Source organism: Pseudarthrobacter sp. NamE5, from assembly GCF_005796225.1.
GTDB lineage: Bacteria > Actinomycetota > Actinomycetes > Actinomycetales > Micrococcaceae > Arthrobacter.
In genome coordinates this window covers 112853-127775 of sequence record NZ_VAHO01000001.1, presented here as the reverse complement: position 1 = coordinate 127775, position 14923 = coordinate 112853, and the positions used below count along the sequence as shown (strand labels likewise).

At 65.3% G+C, this 14923-nt stretch carries 14 protein-coding genes; 8 read left to right on the top strand and 6 right to left on the bottom strand.

Annotated elements, in window-relative coordinates; genetic code table 11:
• Nucleotides 1-298: 298 nt before the first annotated feature.
• Nucleotides 299-2791, top strand: coding sequence for an ATP-dependent Clp protease ATP-binding subunit (locus FDW84_RS01810; protein ID WP_138605985.1), 2493 nt, complete (start codon nucleotides 299-301; stop codon nucleotides 2789-2791).
• A 113-nt stretch (nucleotides 2792-2904) separates the two neighbouring features.
• A complete protein-coding gene (locus FDW84_RS01805; protein WP_138605983.1) occupies nucleotides 2905-5025 on the top strand; it encodes a S9 family peptidase in 2121 nt (706 codons plus the stop codon).
• A 126-nt stretch (nucleotides 5026-5151) separates the two neighbouring features.
• On the opposite strand, the gene FDW84_RS01800 is transcribed toward FDW84_RS01805, so the two are convergent.
• Nucleotides 5152-6582 carry an amino acid permease gene (locus tag FDW84_RS01800; RefSeq protein ID WP_138605981.1) on the bottom strand — a complete coding sequence of 477 codons (1431 nt, stop codon included), beginning with the start codon at nucleotides 6580-6582 and terminating at the stop codon, nucleotides 5152-5154.
• Nucleotides 6583-6885: 303 nt separating this feature from the next.
• Here FDW84_RS01800 and FDW84_RS01795 point away from each other — a divergent pair, with 303 nt between their 5' ends.
• The 5 genes from FDW84_RS01795 to FDW84_RS19145 all read left to right on the top strand — a co-directional run bounded on the left by FDW84_RS01795 (nucleotide 6886) and on the right by FDW84_RS19145 (nucleotide 10104).
• On the top strand, nucleotides 6886-7395 hold the full coding sequence (locus FDW84_RS01795) for an amino-acid N-acetyltransferase (RefSeq protein ID WP_138605978.1): 510 nt from the start codon (nucleotides 6886-6888) through the stop codon (nucleotides 7393-7395).
• A gap of 141 nt (nucleotides 7396-7536) precedes the next feature.
• Nucleotides 7537-8538 carry a dihydroxyacetone kinase subunit DhaK gene (gene dhaK / locus FDW84_RS01790; RefSeq protein ID WP_138605976.1) on the top strand — a complete coding sequence of 334 codons (1002 nt, stop codon included), beginning with the start codon at nucleotides 7537-7539 and terminating at the stop codon, nucleotides 8536-8538.
• Entirely contained in the window at nucleotides 8538-9167 is a 630-nt protein-coding gene (gene dhaL, locus FDW84_RS01785) for a dihydroxyacetone kinase subunit DhaL (protein ID WP_138605974.1), read from the top strand. The genes dhaK and dhaL overlap by 1 nt, the downstream gene beginning before the upstream one ends.
• Nucleotides 9164-9844, top strand: a complete 681-nt coding sequence (gene dhaM / locus FDW84_RS01780) for a dihydroxyacetone kinase phosphoryl donor subunit DhaM (RefSeq protein ID WP_138605972.1) — start codon at nucleotides 9164-9166, stop codon at nucleotides 9842-9844. Before dhaL ends, dhaM begins: the two co-directional genes overlap by 4 nt.
• Before the next feature lie 83 nt (nucleotides 9845-9927).
• A complete protein-coding gene (locus tag FDW84_RS19145; RefSeq protein ID WP_171046605.1) occupies nucleotides 9928-10104 on the top strand; it encodes a hypothetical protein in 177 nt (58 codons plus the stop codon).
• A gap of 12 nt (nucleotides 10105-10116) precedes the next feature.
• Here the strand turns inward: FDW84_RS19145 and FDW84_RS01775 are convergent, their stop codons facing one another.
• Both FDW84_RS01775 and FDW84_RS01770 read right to left on the bottom strand, forming a co-directional pair.
• Nucleotides 10117-10605, bottom strand: coding sequence for a hypothetical protein (locus FDW84_RS01775; RefSeq protein ID WP_138605970.1), 489 nt, complete (start codon nucleotides 10603-10605; stop codon nucleotides 10117-10119).
• A gap of 144 nt (nucleotides 10606-10749) precedes the next feature.
• Nucleotides 10750-11694, bottom strand: a complete 945-nt coding sequence (locus FDW84_RS01770) for an HhH-GPD family protein (RefSeq protein WP_138606489.1) — start codon at nucleotides 11692-11694, stop codon at nucleotides 10750-10752.
• Nucleotides 11695-11838: 144 nt separating this feature from the next.
• Between FDW84_RS01770 and FDW84_RS01765 the strand changes: the two genes are divergently transcribed.
• On the top strand, nucleotides 11839-12546 hold the full coding sequence (locus FDW84_RS01765; protein WP_138605968.1) for a hypothetical protein: 708 nt from the start codon (nucleotides 11839-11841) through the stop codon (nucleotides 12544-12546).
• Between the two features lie 45 nt (nucleotides 12547-12591).
• On the opposite strand, the gene disA is transcribed toward FDW84_RS01765, so the two are convergent.
• The 3 genes from disA to FDW84_RS01750 form a co-directional block, all read right to left on the bottom strand.
• Nucleotides 12592-13668, bottom strand: a complete 1077-nt coding sequence (gene disA, locus FDW84_RS01760) for a DNA integrity scanning diadenylate cyclase DisA (protein ID WP_138605966.1) — start codon at nucleotides 13666-13668, stop codon at nucleotides 12592-12594.
• A gap of 246 nt (nucleotides 13669-13914) precedes the next feature.
• Nucleotides 13915-14421 (bottom strand): 2'-5' RNA ligase family protein, encoded by a 507-nt coding sequence (locus FDW84_RS01755; RefSeq protein WP_138605964.1) that lies wholly within the window; start codon nucleotides 14419-14421, stop codon nucleotides 13915-13917.
• Between the two features lie 49 nt (nucleotides 14422-14470).
• Nucleotides 14471-14680, bottom strand: coding sequence for a hypothetical protein (locus FDW84_RS01750; protein WP_138606487.1), 210 nt, complete (start codon nucleotides 14678-14680; stop codon nucleotides 14471-14473).
• Nucleotides 14681-14923 lie beyond the last annotated feature (243 nt).

The window sequence follows — 14923 nt, the reverse complement described above, 5'->3', positions numbered from 1 at the left end:
GGAATTTCCCGCACGGCCCCTGTCCGGAAAAGTGCCCGGCTACTTTCACTCGGCCGGCACGGCTGGATCCGCTCAGCTGCCCTTGCGGCCGCATGGCCGGGGCAGGTGGCACAGTCGGCCCGGCTGGCCGCCGCGGAGCCGCCTGCAGCAGTCTCCGGAAAAAGACCCGCGACGGTCCTTCCGGGCCCGCCGCCGTCGTATTCCCACACCGGCCAGGTTTCCCCTGTGGCGAACACGCTCCACAAGTCCGGGCCCGCCACGTAGCATCAAAGTACGTCGTAGCTAGGAGTGTGGCGAAATGTTTGAGCGATTTACGGACCGTGCCCGTCGCGTAGTTGTGCTTGCCCAAGAAGAGGCACGCATGCTGAACCACAATTACATCGGTACCGAACACATCCTCTTGGGTCTGATCCATGAGGGTGAGGGCGTTGCCGCCAAAGCTCTTGAGTCCTTGAGCATTTCGCTCGACGGCGTTCGCGAGCAGGTGCAGGAGATCATCGGGCAGGGCCAGCAGGCGCCGTCCGGGCACATCCCCTTCACCCCCCGTGCCAAGAAGGTGCTGGAGCTCTCGCTCCGCGAAGCCCTCCAGCTGGGCCACAACTACATCGGCACGGAGCACATCCTGCTGGGCCTCATCCGTGAGGGTGAGGGCGTTGCCGCCCAGGTGCTGGTGAAGCTCGGCGCCGACCTTAACCGGGTCCGCCAGCAGGTCATCCAGCTCCTGTCCGGTTACCAGGGCAAGGAAACCACGGGTGCCGGCGTCGGTTCCGGCCAGCCCGAGGGTGCGCCCGCAGGATCCGTGGTCCTGGACCAGTTCGGCCGCAACCTGACCCAGGCTGCCCGCGAAAACAAGCTGGACCCGGTCATTGGACGCGAGCAGGAGATGGAACGCGTCATGCAGGTCCTCTCCCGGCGCACCAAGAACAACCCGGTCCTGATCGGCGAACCCGGCGTCGGCAAGACCGCCGTCGTCGAGGGCCTTGCCCAGGCAATCGTCCGCGGCGACGTCCCCGAGACCATCCGCGACAAGCAGCTCTACACCCTGGACCTCGGTTCCCTGGTGGCAGGCTCCCGCTACCGCGGTGACTTCGAAGAGCGCCTGAAAAAGGTCCTCAAGGAGATCCGCACCCGCGGCGACATCATCCTCTTCATCGACGAGATCCACACCCTGGTGGGTGCGGGTGCCGCCGAGGGCGCCATTGATGCTGCATCCATCCTGAAGCCCATGCTGGCCCGCGGTGAACTGCAGACCATCGGCGCCACCACGCTGGATGAGTACCGCAAGCACATCGAGAAGGACGCCGCGCTGGAGCGCCGCTTTCAGCCGATCCAGGTCAAGGAACCCTCCGTGGCGCACGCCATCGAGATCCTCAAGGGCCTGCGTGACCGCTACGAGGCACACCACCGCGTCACCATCACCGACGGCGCACTGGCCTCTGCTGCCAGCCTCGCCGAGCGGTACATCTCGGACCGCTTCCTGCCGGACAAGGCGATCGACCTGATCGACGAGGCAGGCGCACGTCTCCGCATCCGCCGCATGACCGCTCCGCCGGAGCTCAAGGCCATGGACGAGCGCATCGCGAAGCTGAAGATGGAGAAGGAATCCGCGATTGACGCGCAGGACTTCGAAGGCGCCGCTGCGCTCCGCGACAAGGAGCAGAAGATGATCTCCGAGCGTTCGGAGAAGGAGCGCCACTGGAAGTCCGGCGGCATGGACGACATCTCCGAGGTGGATGAGGATCTCATCGCCGAGGTGCTGGCCAACTCCACAGGCATCCCCGTCTTCAAGCTGACCGAGGAAGAATCCTCGCGCCTGCTGAAGATGGAAGACGAACTCCACAAGCGCGTCGTCGGCCAGGACGAGGCCATCAAGGCACTGTCACAGGCCATCCGCCGTACCCGTGCAGGACTCAAGGACCCCAAGCGTCCCGGCGGCTCGTTCATCTTCGCCGGCCCCACCGGCGTCGGCAAGACCGAGCTGGCCAAGGCACTCGCGGAGTTCCTGTTCGGTGAAGAGGACGCCCTCATCACCCTGGACATGTCCGAGTACTCCGAGAAGCACACCGTTTCGCGGCTCTTCGGTGCCCCTCCGGGCTACGTGGGCTACGAAGAGGGTGGCCAGCTGACTGAGAAGGTCCGGCGCCGTCCGTTCTCCGTGGTGCTGTTCGACGAGGTGGAGAAGGCCCACGCGGACCTCTTCAACTCGCTGCTGCAGATCCTGGAAGACGGCCGCCTGACCGACTCCCAGGGCCGCGTGGTGGACTTCAAGAACACCGTGATCATCATGACCACCAACCTGGGTACCCGGGACATCTCCAAGAGCGTTGCCACCGGCTTCCAGTCCGGAACCGACACGCAGACCGGCTACAACCGCATGCGTGCCCGGGTGACGGAGGAACTTAAGCAGCACTTCCGCCCCGAGTTCCTGAACCGTGTGGATGACGTTGTGGTGTTCCCGCAGCTGACCCAGGACGAGATCATCGAGATCGTGGACCTGTTCGTCACCCGCCTGGAAAAGCGCCTCAAGGACAAGGACATGGGCATCGAGCTGACCAAGGCCGCCAAGGTGCTCCTCGCCACGCGCGGTTACGATCCCGCCATGGGTGCCCGGCCGCTGCGCCGGACCATCCAGCGCGAGATCGAGGACCAGCTGTCCGAGAAGATCCTGTTCGGCGAGATCCACGCAGGCGACATTGTTGTGGTGGATGTGGAAGGCGAAGGCGACGACGCCAAGTTCACGTTCGCAGGCAACGCCAAGCCGCGCATCCCGGAAATCGCCCCGAGCGTCTAAGCAGCAGCACGAGAGGCCCCGCCGGCTCCCAGAGCCCGCGGGGCCTTCGTCTTGCCTCCGCCCGGGTTCCGTCCGTTTTGTGATGCCGGGCACAGTCGGGTTGAATCGGGGGCATGGCTAACTTGGACCCGGTGATCCCGGATGAGCAACCTTTGACCCCTTTCCACGACCTGGACCATTACCTCTCCATCCCACGGGTAAGCGGACTGGCCCTGAGCCCGGACGGCAGCCGCCTGGTTACTACCGTTGCCACCCTGAACGGCAAGGGCACGGAGTTTGCCACCGCGCTGTGGGAGCTCGATCCCGCCGGGGAGAAGCAGGCGCGGCGCATCACCCGCAGTGCCAAGGGCGAGGCCGGGGCGGCGTTTGCTGCCAACGGGGATGTCTACTTCACGTCCGCCCGGCCGGACCCCGACAGTCCCGAGGAAGATCCGGTCAGCGCCCTGTGGCTCCTGCCTGCCGGCGGCGGCGAGGCCCGGGTGGTGGTGAACCGGGCCGGCGGTGTGGGGGCAGTGCTGACCGCCAGGAACGCGGATGCCACCTTCGTGACGGCAGAGGTCCTGGCCGGTTCCGTCGACGAGGAGGACGACGCCCAGCGCCGCAAATCCCGCAAGGACAAGAAGGTCACCGCCATCCTGCACAGCGAGTACCCGGTGCGGTACTGGGACGCGGACCTGGGTCCGGGCCAGCCCCGGATCTTCGCCGTGGAGCCCGGAAAGGAGAGGCAACCGGGCAAGCCGTCAACGGTGGACGCCGCAGCGCCCCTGGTTCTCCGAAACCTCACCCCGGACGCCGGGCCCAGGCTTAGGGAGGCGGAAACGGTGGTCAGCCCCGACGGCAAAACCATCTACACGAGCTACACCAGGCCGTTGGCCAAGGCGGACAGCCGCTCCGTCCTGGTGGCCTTGAACGTGGCCTCGGGGGACACCAGGGTGCTCCTGGACAGTGAGCGTATGAGCTATTTCCCTGGCCCCGTCAGCCCGGACGGCAACACCCTGGTGGTGCTCAGCGAGAGCGACACCACCCCGCACCAGGCGCCCCAGGTCAAGCTGCACCTCCTTGACGTCTCGCAGGAATCCGTGGGGGCTGACCAGCTGCAGCGGTTGGTCCATGACTGGGACCGCTGGGCCAAGCCGGCAGCCTGGCTGCCGGACGGTTCCGGCCTCCTGGTAACAGCGGACGACGACGGCTCGTCGCCGGTTTTCCGGATCAGCGTTCCCGCCGGTGCGGCTGAAGTGAGCGTCACCCGGGTGACGCGCGATGCCGCGGCTTACACCGACGTCGTGGTTTCTCCCGATGGACGCCACGCCTATGCCCTCCGCAGCTCGTATGAGTTCCCGCCCGAACCTGTCCGCATTGACCTGCTGACAAGTGAGGTGATGCGCCTCCTTGCTCCGGCAGAACGGCCCTCTTTCACAGGCACGCTGGAACGGATCGCGGCCACGGCCGCAGACGGATCCCGGGTCCCCGCCTACCTTGCGCTTCCGGACGGTGCGTCCGCGGAGGCTCCGGCGCCGATGCTGCTCTGGATCCACGGCGGCCCGCTGGGCTCATGGAACGCCTGGACCTGGCGCTGGAACCCGTGGCTGCTCACAGCGAAGGGCTATGCCGTACTCCTGCCCGACCCGGCGCTCTCCACCGGCTACGGCCAGAACTACATCCAGCGGGGCTGGGGCGCCTGGGGCAATGCACCCTTCTCGGACCTCATGGCCGTGACCGACGCGGCCGTTGATCGTCCGGACATCGACGCGGAGCGCACCGCCGCCATGGGCGGCTCCTTCGGCGGCTACATGGCCAACTGGGTGGCCGGGCAGACGGACCGCTTCAGAGCCGTTGTGACCCACGCGAGCCTCTGGGCCCTCGACCAGTTCGGTCCCACCACTGACGCTTCCCAGTACTGGCTGAAAGAAATGACCCAAGAGATGGCGCTGGAGAACTCCCCGCATCTCCATGTCGAAAAGATCAGCACTCCGATGCTGGTGATTCACGGCGACAAGGACTACAGGGTACCCGTCGGTGAAGGCCTGCGTCTCTGGTACGAGCTCCTGTCCAAATCACAGCTTGCTGCTGACCAGGACGGCCGCACCCTGCACCGGTTCCTGTACTTCCCCGACGAGAACCACTGGATCCTCCAGCCGCAGCATGCCAAGGTCTGGTACGGCGTCGTGGAGTCCTTCCTGGCCCGGCACGTCCTGGGTGAGGAGGTGGCGCTGCCGGCCGAGCTGGGGCTGTAGTAGCACCGGTACAGTCGGTTCGAAGGCTGGGACATTTACCGCGTGCTGCTCCTTCGTCGCTTGACGCACGCTACGTAAATGTCCCAGCCTTCTTCACCTTGTGCCGGGGGCAGGGCCCTGATCGGGCTAGGCGTCTTGCTGACCGGGGCGTTGGCGGGCGTATTTTAGGTGGAAGTAGGCGTAGCAGGCGCCCACGAACGGTACTCCGAAGTAGAGGGCGGTAGCCTGGGTCGGGTCAAAGCCGATGCCGATCAGGGAAATGACGCACAGGATGAAAGCCGCGATGGGCAGCAGCGGGAACAGCGGTGCGCAGTACGGGAGTGAAGCTGTGTCGCCGCCTGCCCGGATGAAGTTCCGGCGGTGGAAAAAGTGCGCCGCCGTGATTGACATCCAGACGCCCACCGTGGCGAAGCCCGCAATGGAGACGAGCACCAAGTAGACCGTGGTGGGAGCAACGACGCTGCTGATAAGGGAGGCCAGGCCGCCCAGCATGCTGACGCACAGGGCAAGCATAGGAATACCCCGCTTCGTCAGCTTGCCGAGAGCTTTAGGCGCGTGCCCTTCATCCGCCAGGGAAAATAGCATCCTGGCACAGGAGAAAAGACCACAGTTACCGGCTGACAAAAGAGCCGTGATGATCACAAAATTCATGATGTCCGCTGCATAGGGAATGCCAAGCTGGGAGAAGACGGTGACGAAGGGGCTTTCCTGCAGGGAAGCGTCCCCGTATGGCACGGTGCTGGCAATGACCGCAATCGCACCCACAAAGAAAATCAGGAGCCGAATAACCGTGGTGCGCATTGCCTTGGGGATATTGACGGCAGGATTTGCGGTTTCCCCCGCCGCTACGCCAATGAGCTCTGAACCGGAAAAGGCATAAAAGACGGCAAGCGTAGTGACAAGGACTCCGGTAATGCCGTTGGGGAAGAGTCCCTGTGATGTCACCAGGTTCTCTCCCAGGCCGGGATAACCGTCGTGGGCAAGGGGGTGAAAACCCAGCAGGGCCGCGCCGCCAAGGACTATCAGGCCAACCACTGCACTGACTTTGATCAGCGCGAACCAGAATTCCGATTCCCCAAAGACCCTGGAGGAAATCGCATTCAGGGTAAACAGGACCGCAGCAAAAAGCAGGCACCAGATCCACACGTCGACGTCCGGAAACCATCTTTGCATCAGAAGCCCGGCCGCCGTGAACTCGGAACCCAGCGCGACAGCCCAGCAGAGCCAGTAAAGCCAGGCGGTGGCGAAACCGGTAGCCGGGCCGATGGACCTGGCGGCGTAGATGTGGAAAGCACCGGAAACAGGATATGCAACAGCCAGCTCACCCAGGCAGGCCATCACCATGTACACGACGGCCGCACCGATCAGGTACGCAATGATTGCTCCCAGCGGCCCCGCCTGCGCAATCGTGTAGCCGGAACTGAGGAAAAGGCCCGAGCCGATCACGCCACCCATCGCGATCATCACGAGATGCCGCGCCTCCATTGACCTGCGAAGGCCTCGTTTGTCGCCGTGCTCCGCAGTGCTGTCAGTGCGGGTGGGGGAGCTCAATGCCATTTTTCCTCCAAGGTGGGCGTCATTGCCCATAGGGGTGATGGAAGTAACACCCGCAACACTGGTTGCTCCTGTCCCGCCACCGCAAACGAGGCCGCACGACACGTCGGAAGTCTGGGTAGTAGCAGCCTGATATGGAGGTGGAGCATAAGCAAGCCTTTAGCTGAGACCCATTGTAAAGGGCGGTAGCTGGCTCTAAGTGACTCCGTGGCCCGGTGGGGATGGTGGCGAAGGAGGAGCGTCACCCCGCGGCGTCTCCTGGTCGAAACAAACTCAGCCAGGGCGAGGCCGAACTAGGATTGGCCTGTGACTGACTCCTTCCATATCCGGCCTGCCCGCACCAGCGATGTTTCCGCCATCAAGAAGCTGGTGGCCCCGCTGGCAGAGCAACGGATCCTGATGGCAAAGGAGACCGTGGCCTACTACGAAAGCCTCCAGGAGTTCCGGATCGCAGAATCCATCGAGGGCGAGGTCATTGGCTGCGGGGCGCTGCACGTCATGTGGGAAGACCTGGCGGAAGTACGTACCCTGGCTGCTTCCGAGGACTGGCGCGGCAAAGGCGTGGGGCATGTCCTGGTGGAGAGCCTTCTGGAAGAGGCCCGCGCACTGGGCGTGGCCCGCGTCTTCTGCCTGACGTTCGAGGTGGACTTTTTCAAGCGCCACGGCTTCGAGGTCATGGCCGACCAGTCTGCAGTAGATCCTGTGGTCTACTCCGAACTGCTCCGCTCCCATGATGAGGGTGTCGCCGAGTTCCTGGACCTGGCAAGGGTCAAGCCCAATACGCTGGGCAACACCCGCATGATCAAGGTGCTGTAGCGTCCCGGTGCAAAGCGCACCCTGGGGAAGTTCCTCCGCTGGTGGGAGGGGCATTGCGGCCGCTGGAACCTACCGCTGTCCAGCCTGCCGGTAGTAGGGTCAAAGTGACATTCTCCAGGAACCAGAGCCAGGAGCACCGCGATGAAAAAACTGATCAATGATCCCCGGGCCGTCGTCGAAGAATCTGTGCAGGGCTTCGGCCTCGCCCACGCCAACTTGGTAACCGTCAGCACGGACCCCACGTTCATCACCCGCAACGACGCGCCGGTGAGCGGCAAGGTAGGGCTGGTTTCCGGAGGGGGCAGCGGCCATGAACCGCTGCATGCCGGCTTCGTGGGGCGGGGCATGCTCGACGCCGCCGTGCCGGGGGCGGTGTTCACCTCGCCGACGCCGGACCAGATCCTTCCGGCAACACTTGCCGTCAACGCCGGCGCCGGCGTTGTACATATCGTGAAGAACTACACGGGCGACGTACTGAACTTCGAGACGGCGGGCGAACTTGCGGAAGCCGAGGGCGTCAGTGTCCGCACGGTGCTGGTGAACGACGACGTGGCCGTGGAGGATTCGCTGTATACCGCGGGGCGCCGCGGCGTGGGCGGCACGGTGTTGGTGGAAAAGATTGCAGGTGCGGCCGCAGAAAGGGGCGATGACCTGGAAGCCGTGGCCGCCATCGGCGAGCGGGTCAACGCGAACGTGTGCACCATGGGCGTGGCACTGTCCGCCTGCACTGTTCCCCACGCGGGCACACCGAGCTTCGACCTGGCCGAGGACGAAATCGAGATCGGCATCGGCATCCATGGGGAGCCTGGCAGGCACCGTATTCCCATGGAGAACGCCGACGGCATCACTGACCGGCTGCTGGAGCCGGTTATATCTGATTTGGGAATTGCATCGGGGGACCGGGTGCTGCTGTTCGTCAACGGCATGGGCGGAACACCGTTGAGCGAGCTGTACATCATCTACCGGCGCGCGGCCCAGGTCCTGTCTGAGCGTGGAGCCAGTGTGAAACGTTCCCTGGTGGGCAACTACATCACGTCACTGGAAATGCAGGGTTGCTCCATCTCTGTACTGAGGTTGGACGATGAGCTGACGGATCTGTGGGACGCCCCGGTCCACACCGCTGCCCTTCGCTGGGGCGTGTGATGGCTGTGCTGGACGTGACCTGGGCGGTGAAGTGGCTGACGCTCTCCGCCCAGGCAATGGCAGAGCACCGGGCCTACCTGATTGAACTGGACCGCGCCATTGGGGATTCTGACCACGGGGAAAACATGGACCGTGGGTTCCAGGCTGTCCTGGACAAGCTGTCCGAGACCCCGCCCGGGACGCCTGGAGTGGCGCTCAAGCTGACCGCGATGACCCTGATGTCGAAGGTTGGTGGGGCTGCCGGGCCGCTCTACGGTACAGCCTTCCTGCGTGCGGCCACCTCGCTGGGTGAATCCGCTGAGATCGATCCTGCAGCCTTGGCCAACGCCCTGGCCGCCGCCCGCGACGGGATTGTGGCGCGCGGAAAGGCTGAACCGGGCGACAAGACAATGGTGGACGCATGGACGCCGGCAGCAGAAGCGGCCCGGAAAGCGGCGGTGGACGGGGATGTCCTTGCTGTCCTGGTGGCCGCTGCCGAGGCCGCCGAAGCCGGCGCCGTGGCAACCGATCCCCTGGTGGCGCGTAAAGGCCGTGCCAGTTACCTGGGGGAGCGAAGCGCGGGACACCGTGACCCCGGTGCTGCCTCTTCTGCCCTGATCCTCCGGGCAGCTGTGGGGGCTGCTGCGTGACCGTCAGCATAGTAGTGATCTCCCACAGTGAAAAAATTGCCGACGGCGCTGCTGAGCTTGCCGCCCAGATGGCACCGGACGTGGAGGTGCTGACCGCGGGCGGTACCACCGACGGGAGGATCGGCACAAGCCTGGAGAAGGTCATGGCTGCGCTGGATAAGGCGGGCGGTACGGGCACCGTAATCATTGCTGACTTGGGGTCTGCTGTGATGACGGCCGAGTCCGCGCTTGAGTTCGCAGAGAATCCTGGCGGTGTGCTGCTGGCGGATGCTCCGCTGGTGGAGGGGCTGGTGGCAGCAGCCGTGGCGGCCCAGGGCGGCGCGGATATGCAGGCCGTCAAGCTGGCTGCTGAAACTGTTGGTGGTTCGCGGCAGGGGCCGGAAGGCTCACCCGTGCAGACAGCAGGGGAAGGAGCCGGTCCGGATGCCACCGGGGATTTTGAGCTCGTCAACCAGGCGGGAATGCACGCGCGGCCGGCGGCGAAGATTGCGGGCGGCCTGTCGTCACTGAATGCGGAGGTGAAGGTCAACGGAGTGGACGGCGCCTCCATGACGGGTCTCATGACGCTCGCTGCCGGCAGGGGGTCGGTGCTGCATGTGGAGGCTTGGGGCGCGGACGCGGAACGGGCCGTGGATTATGTGCGCAGCCTGGTGCAGGCTGGGTTCGGGGAGCCATAGAGCAGGTGCCGCGGGCAGGCAAATCGCCTGCCCGCGGTGTGTTCGAGGATGCCCGGCCCGCTCCTGCGAATATGCTCAATGCCATGGAACGGCCCCAGCTCGAAGACAGCACCGCGGATATTGAAGTATTGGACGGCCAAACGTCCGTGGAGGAGCTGCTCGCCGACCTTGGTCTGGAATGGCGGCACATTTCAGGAACGCAGGATGCTGCGGTCGCAGCGGCAGAGGATGAATTTTTCGGCCAGCCCGCGCTGTTCTAGGGGGTATACGCCTCAAGTCCGTACGTGCAAACCTTCACCGTCCAGAAGGACGCCCGCGCTGAGGAACCGACCGCACTGCTGCCCGAATGGATAGTCGGGCGTGGGGCGGAAATCGACGGTGTGAAGCGGTAATGCGGTTCCGTCCGGGGCGGTTCCCGACGCCGTGACGGACATGGGTGACTCGGTCAGTGTTGGGAGCATCAGAGTCCCCACCTTGGTGCCGTTGGGTGACGCCGTAGCCGAGCAGACGCCCTCAGTGCAGCCCTGGTCAACCGAGTCGCTTCCCGGCCGGAGTTCAACATCATCCTCGGTGCAGGAGCCGTCCTGGCACGCCTTGAGACGCAGGACGTGGACCTCCTGCGCATATCCCGCCGCAACTGTCACCGCGACAGCAGTAGCCTGCGCTATGGCAGGGCAGGGGGCCGCGCCCGGACCGGGCCCACAGGCGGAGGCGAGTCCCGCCGTCGTCATTGCTGCCAGGAGCAGCCGCAGACTGCGCATGCTTCAGCGTAGGGCACCGGGAGCGGGGAAGAACCTGCTTCACATCAACCGACGCCCGCATTGTTATTGCCCTCAAGGGATGGGCGCCAAAAAGAGACCCGGGACGGGAAGCCGCACCAAACCTGAGGCTGGTTAGCTGTGGCGTCAGGCTGGGAGCCGGTACCCGTCGCCGTGCATCTCTGCCAGGCCGTCGGCCAGCAAACCTGCCAAGGCACGCTCGAGCTGCTCCGGCGCCGAGTTGAGCCGGTGCAGGGCGGCCAGCGGTAGGCCGATGCCTGCCGGCGCGAAGCCCAGGTCGGCGGGCTCCCGGTGGAACATTTCGGCCGGCACCGGCATGTCGGCGAGCCTAAGCACGGCCATCACGGCACCGCGGACCTGGCGGTCGGTGCCGTGCCAGGCCTGGCCTTTCGGGACGTACGACGACGGCGGCCCACCTGCCGCCCGCCACGCACAGAGGTCGTTTACCGGGCAGGCAGCGCACTTGGGTGCCCGCGCGGTGCACAGGAGCGCACCCAGTTCCATGACCGCGGCGTTCCAGCGGACCGAAGAGCTGTCGCTGGCAGGCAGGAGTCCGGTGGCCAGCCGCATCTCAGCTGCCGTGAGGGCCTGGGCCGGAAGGGCGGTGCCGGACACCAGCCGGGCATGCACGCGCCGGATGTTCGTGTCCACCACAGTTTCACGGCGGCCGTAGGCGAAGGCGGCCACGGCAGCGGCGGTGTAGCTCCCTACGCCGGGAAGGGCCAGCAGTTCCACATAGGTGTTGGGTACCTTGCCGTTGTGGTCTTCCGTGATGGCCACCGCGGCGGCATGGAGCCGCAGGGCCCGGCGCGGATACCCCAGCCGCCCCCATCGCCGGACCGCTTCGCCGGCTGGTTCTCCTGCCAGTCCCGCAGGGGTGGGCCAGCGTTCCAGCCACTCGTGCCAAACAGGCAGTACCCGGACCACCGGCGTCTGCTGCAGCATGACCTCGCTGACCAGGATTCCCCAGGGGGAACAGGCGGGTTCGCGCCAAGGGAGCTTGCGGGCCGTTTCGTCGAACCACCCATTGATGCGCTCGTGCAGCGTGTCCAGTTCTGCTGGGCCTGGCACAACGGGGGCGGAAGAAGCTTCAGTATCGATGCCAACACTGTAATGGATGCTCAAGTGAGGGCTGAAACAGGATGTGACCAGAGCGTTAGTGCTGCGGCGGCGTGGTGGGTCAGCAGAAGCAGGGCAGTTCTCTAGCCTAGAAGGATGGGCAGGCAAGGGGATTCATCAGCACGTGGCAGGACACCGGCATCCGGTTCCACTGCCGTCCGGAAGCCAAGCGCGGCGGTGTACCGCCGCCGCCGGCTCTTTGCGGGCGGTGCGCTCCTGCTGGTCATCGCGCTGATCCTCAGCGGTTTCGCCATCGCCGGCGGATTGAACGGCACGTCCGAGCAGGCTTCGTCGACGGAGCCCACTGCCGGCGCTTCAAGCGCGACGGCGTCAGCCTCTCCTTCCGGCGGGCCGTCGTCTTCGGCTTCCCCCAGTGCAACCGCTGCCGTGACACCCACCCCGTCAGCTACCCCCACCTGCAACCAGAACCTGATCACCGTTTCCGCTTCCACGGACAAGCCTGCCTACGGGCCGGAGGAAAAACCGATGCTCACGCTCAAGGTGACCAACGGCGGCACCGCGCCATGCGAAGTCAACATCGGAACCTCCCAGATGGAGTTCCTGGTGACCAGCGGAGCCGACCGCATCTTTTCATCCCGGGACTGCCAGGCGAAGAGCGAAGACCTGGTCAAAGTCATACCGGCCGGAGCCAGTGAGACGGCGAATTTTCCCTGGTCCCGTAACCGCAGCGTGGAGGGTTGCCAGCCGGTTGAAGCCAAGCCGGGCGGCGGCGGGGCCTACTACATTTTCACGGCAAAGCTCGGATCCAAGGCCAGCCCCAAGGCCGTCTTCCAACTGAACTGACAGTTGCCGGCTGCCTGGTGCGTTCGTGCTGCTGCGGTTGCGGTTTTAGAGGAAGCGGTCCAGCAGGCTTGCCTCCGCCATCCGGCTGAGGCCTTCGCGGACAGTGCGCGCGCGCTGGTCGCCGATACCGTCCACGGTCATCAGGTCGTCAATGGTGGCGGCCATGAGGAACTGGAGCCCGCCGAAGTGGTCCACCAGGCGGTCGGCAACGGCCTTCGGCACAGCCTTCAGCCCGGACAGCAGCCGGTAGCCGCGGGGCTGGACCACGGCGTCGAGGTTCGCCTCGCCGCCGGCGAACCCGACGATTCCCGAGATCTTTCCCAGATCGATCAGCTCGGTGGGACCGAGGTTGACCAGTGCGCTGACGGCCTTTTCAATGTCCTCGGCGGAGGCATCCGGGCTCGCGTAGTCGCGGATGATGACGTCACTGCCGGGACCACGGCCCACGGTAAGTTCATCGAGCTGGAGCGAGAGAAGGCGGCCATCCTCGCCGAGCTCCAGGACGTACTGGGAGATCTCCTCCGAAATGCGGCGGACCATTTCCTGCCGCTGGAGGGTGACGGCGACGTCCCGGACCGTCACCATCGCCTCGATTTCCAGGGCGGACAGCGAGCTGGTTACCTGGTCCAGCCGTGCCCGGTAGCGCTCCAGGGTGGCAAGGGCCTGGTTGGCGCGGGCCAGGACGTTTTCGGACCCCTCCAGGACATGCCGCAGCCCGTTGACGTAAAGGGCGATGATCTGCATGGACTGACTCACGGAGATGACGGGTACGCCGGTCTGCTTGGCCACGCGTTCCGCGGTGCGGTGGCGGGTGCCGGATTCCTGGGTTTCGATGCTGGAGTCCGGAACCAGCTGCACCGCTGCCCGCAGGATGTTGCCCGCGTCCTTGTCACAGATGATCGCGCCGTCCATCTTGGCCAGCTCCCGCAGGCGGGTGGGCGAGAACTCAATGCCGATATCAAACCCGCCGGAGCAGATGGAATCGATGGTGCGGTCCGAGCCCAGGACGATCAGAGCGCCGGTGCGTCCGCGCAGGATGCGCTCGAGGCCGTCCCGAAGGGGAGTTCCGGGTGCAACCCTGGCCAGAGTTGCCCTGAGCGATTCTTCGGGGCTCCGCGCCATAGGTTTTCCCTTCAAAGGTGCGGACCGCCGCCCGCAAGAATGCCGGCTTGCACAGTTTGCCGGCCGGACCAGAAAGTGCTCTGTTTCCCGCAAGCTCAATGATAGGGGTAAGAAGTGCCAGCTTCCGCACGGGCAAGCCCTAAAGTGCCCCATCAGGGGCGGGCGCGGACGGCTGCAGAAACGCGTTCGACGGCGGGTGGCCGGGCAGGTATTTTGGCCTGCGGACTGCCGCTGCCGGCCACTGCTTCAGGTGGGTTCCGCGAGGGGTGTGAGCGTCCTGGTGCCGCTGTCCCACAACCGGGCCCGGGTACAAACCCCTTCCATGCGCAGGTCCAGCAGATCGAGCGCTGTTCCCAGCTGGTGCCCGGAAACGCGGCGGGCAAGGGTTACGTGCGGCGTCCAGGCGCCGGGCCGGGTGAGCGGCAACGCTCCGGATATCTCTTCGTGGAGGAGCCGGTGCAGTTCGAGCAGCGGTCGGGTCACCACGATGGACCTGGCCAGGACGTACATTCCAGTCCGGGCGCCGAAAACCTGGACGCCCGAAAAATCGATACCGACCGGCAGCCGTTGCCAGAGGTCCTTCAACGTAACGGGGAGATGCAGTTCCGGGCCCGCCGCGAGCGTGATGTGGGGGCTGTTGCTCGATGACGTGTGCCCCGCCAGGCTGGGAACGCCCGCTGCCGCGAGCCGCGTCCAGTCAGACCTGATGGCCTTGTCGGTTGAATCCTCGAAGGTCAGCTCAATGCTGTGCATCCCCCCATCATGCCGCTTCCTGCTTCCCGTTCGCGGTTTGCGGGCGGCTTTAGCGTGCGCGGTCCCTGATCATGTGCTCCAGGTCCTTGCGGACCTTTACAAGTGATGCCGCCCGAAGGGCGTTTTGTTCCGCGGCAGTCTGGGTGCCACGCCGCCGGGTGTCAGCAGCGGCCCGGGCCGGGCCACGTTCTGCGGCCCCGGACAGCCCCGGCACCAGGGGGTCGAAGAACAGGTTGCCGGAAAAGGAAACTCCCTGCATCACCGGTCACTTCCTTTCCGGCCGGCGCGGGAAGGAAGCCTGCGTGGGTCTGTCATAGGTCATCATGCGGCTACGCTAGCCCGGCAGGATTTCGCGGTCTTGAACTTCGGGTTTCAGCGGCGTTAAGCGGGGCCCGTCCAGTTTGGTCCCCTGCGATAAACTGGGAACTTGGCTGTCCGCCCAGCCCGTTCCCCGGCAAAGTCCGCAGTGCCCTACGAGGCGGCGCCCGGGTACCCCGAACCG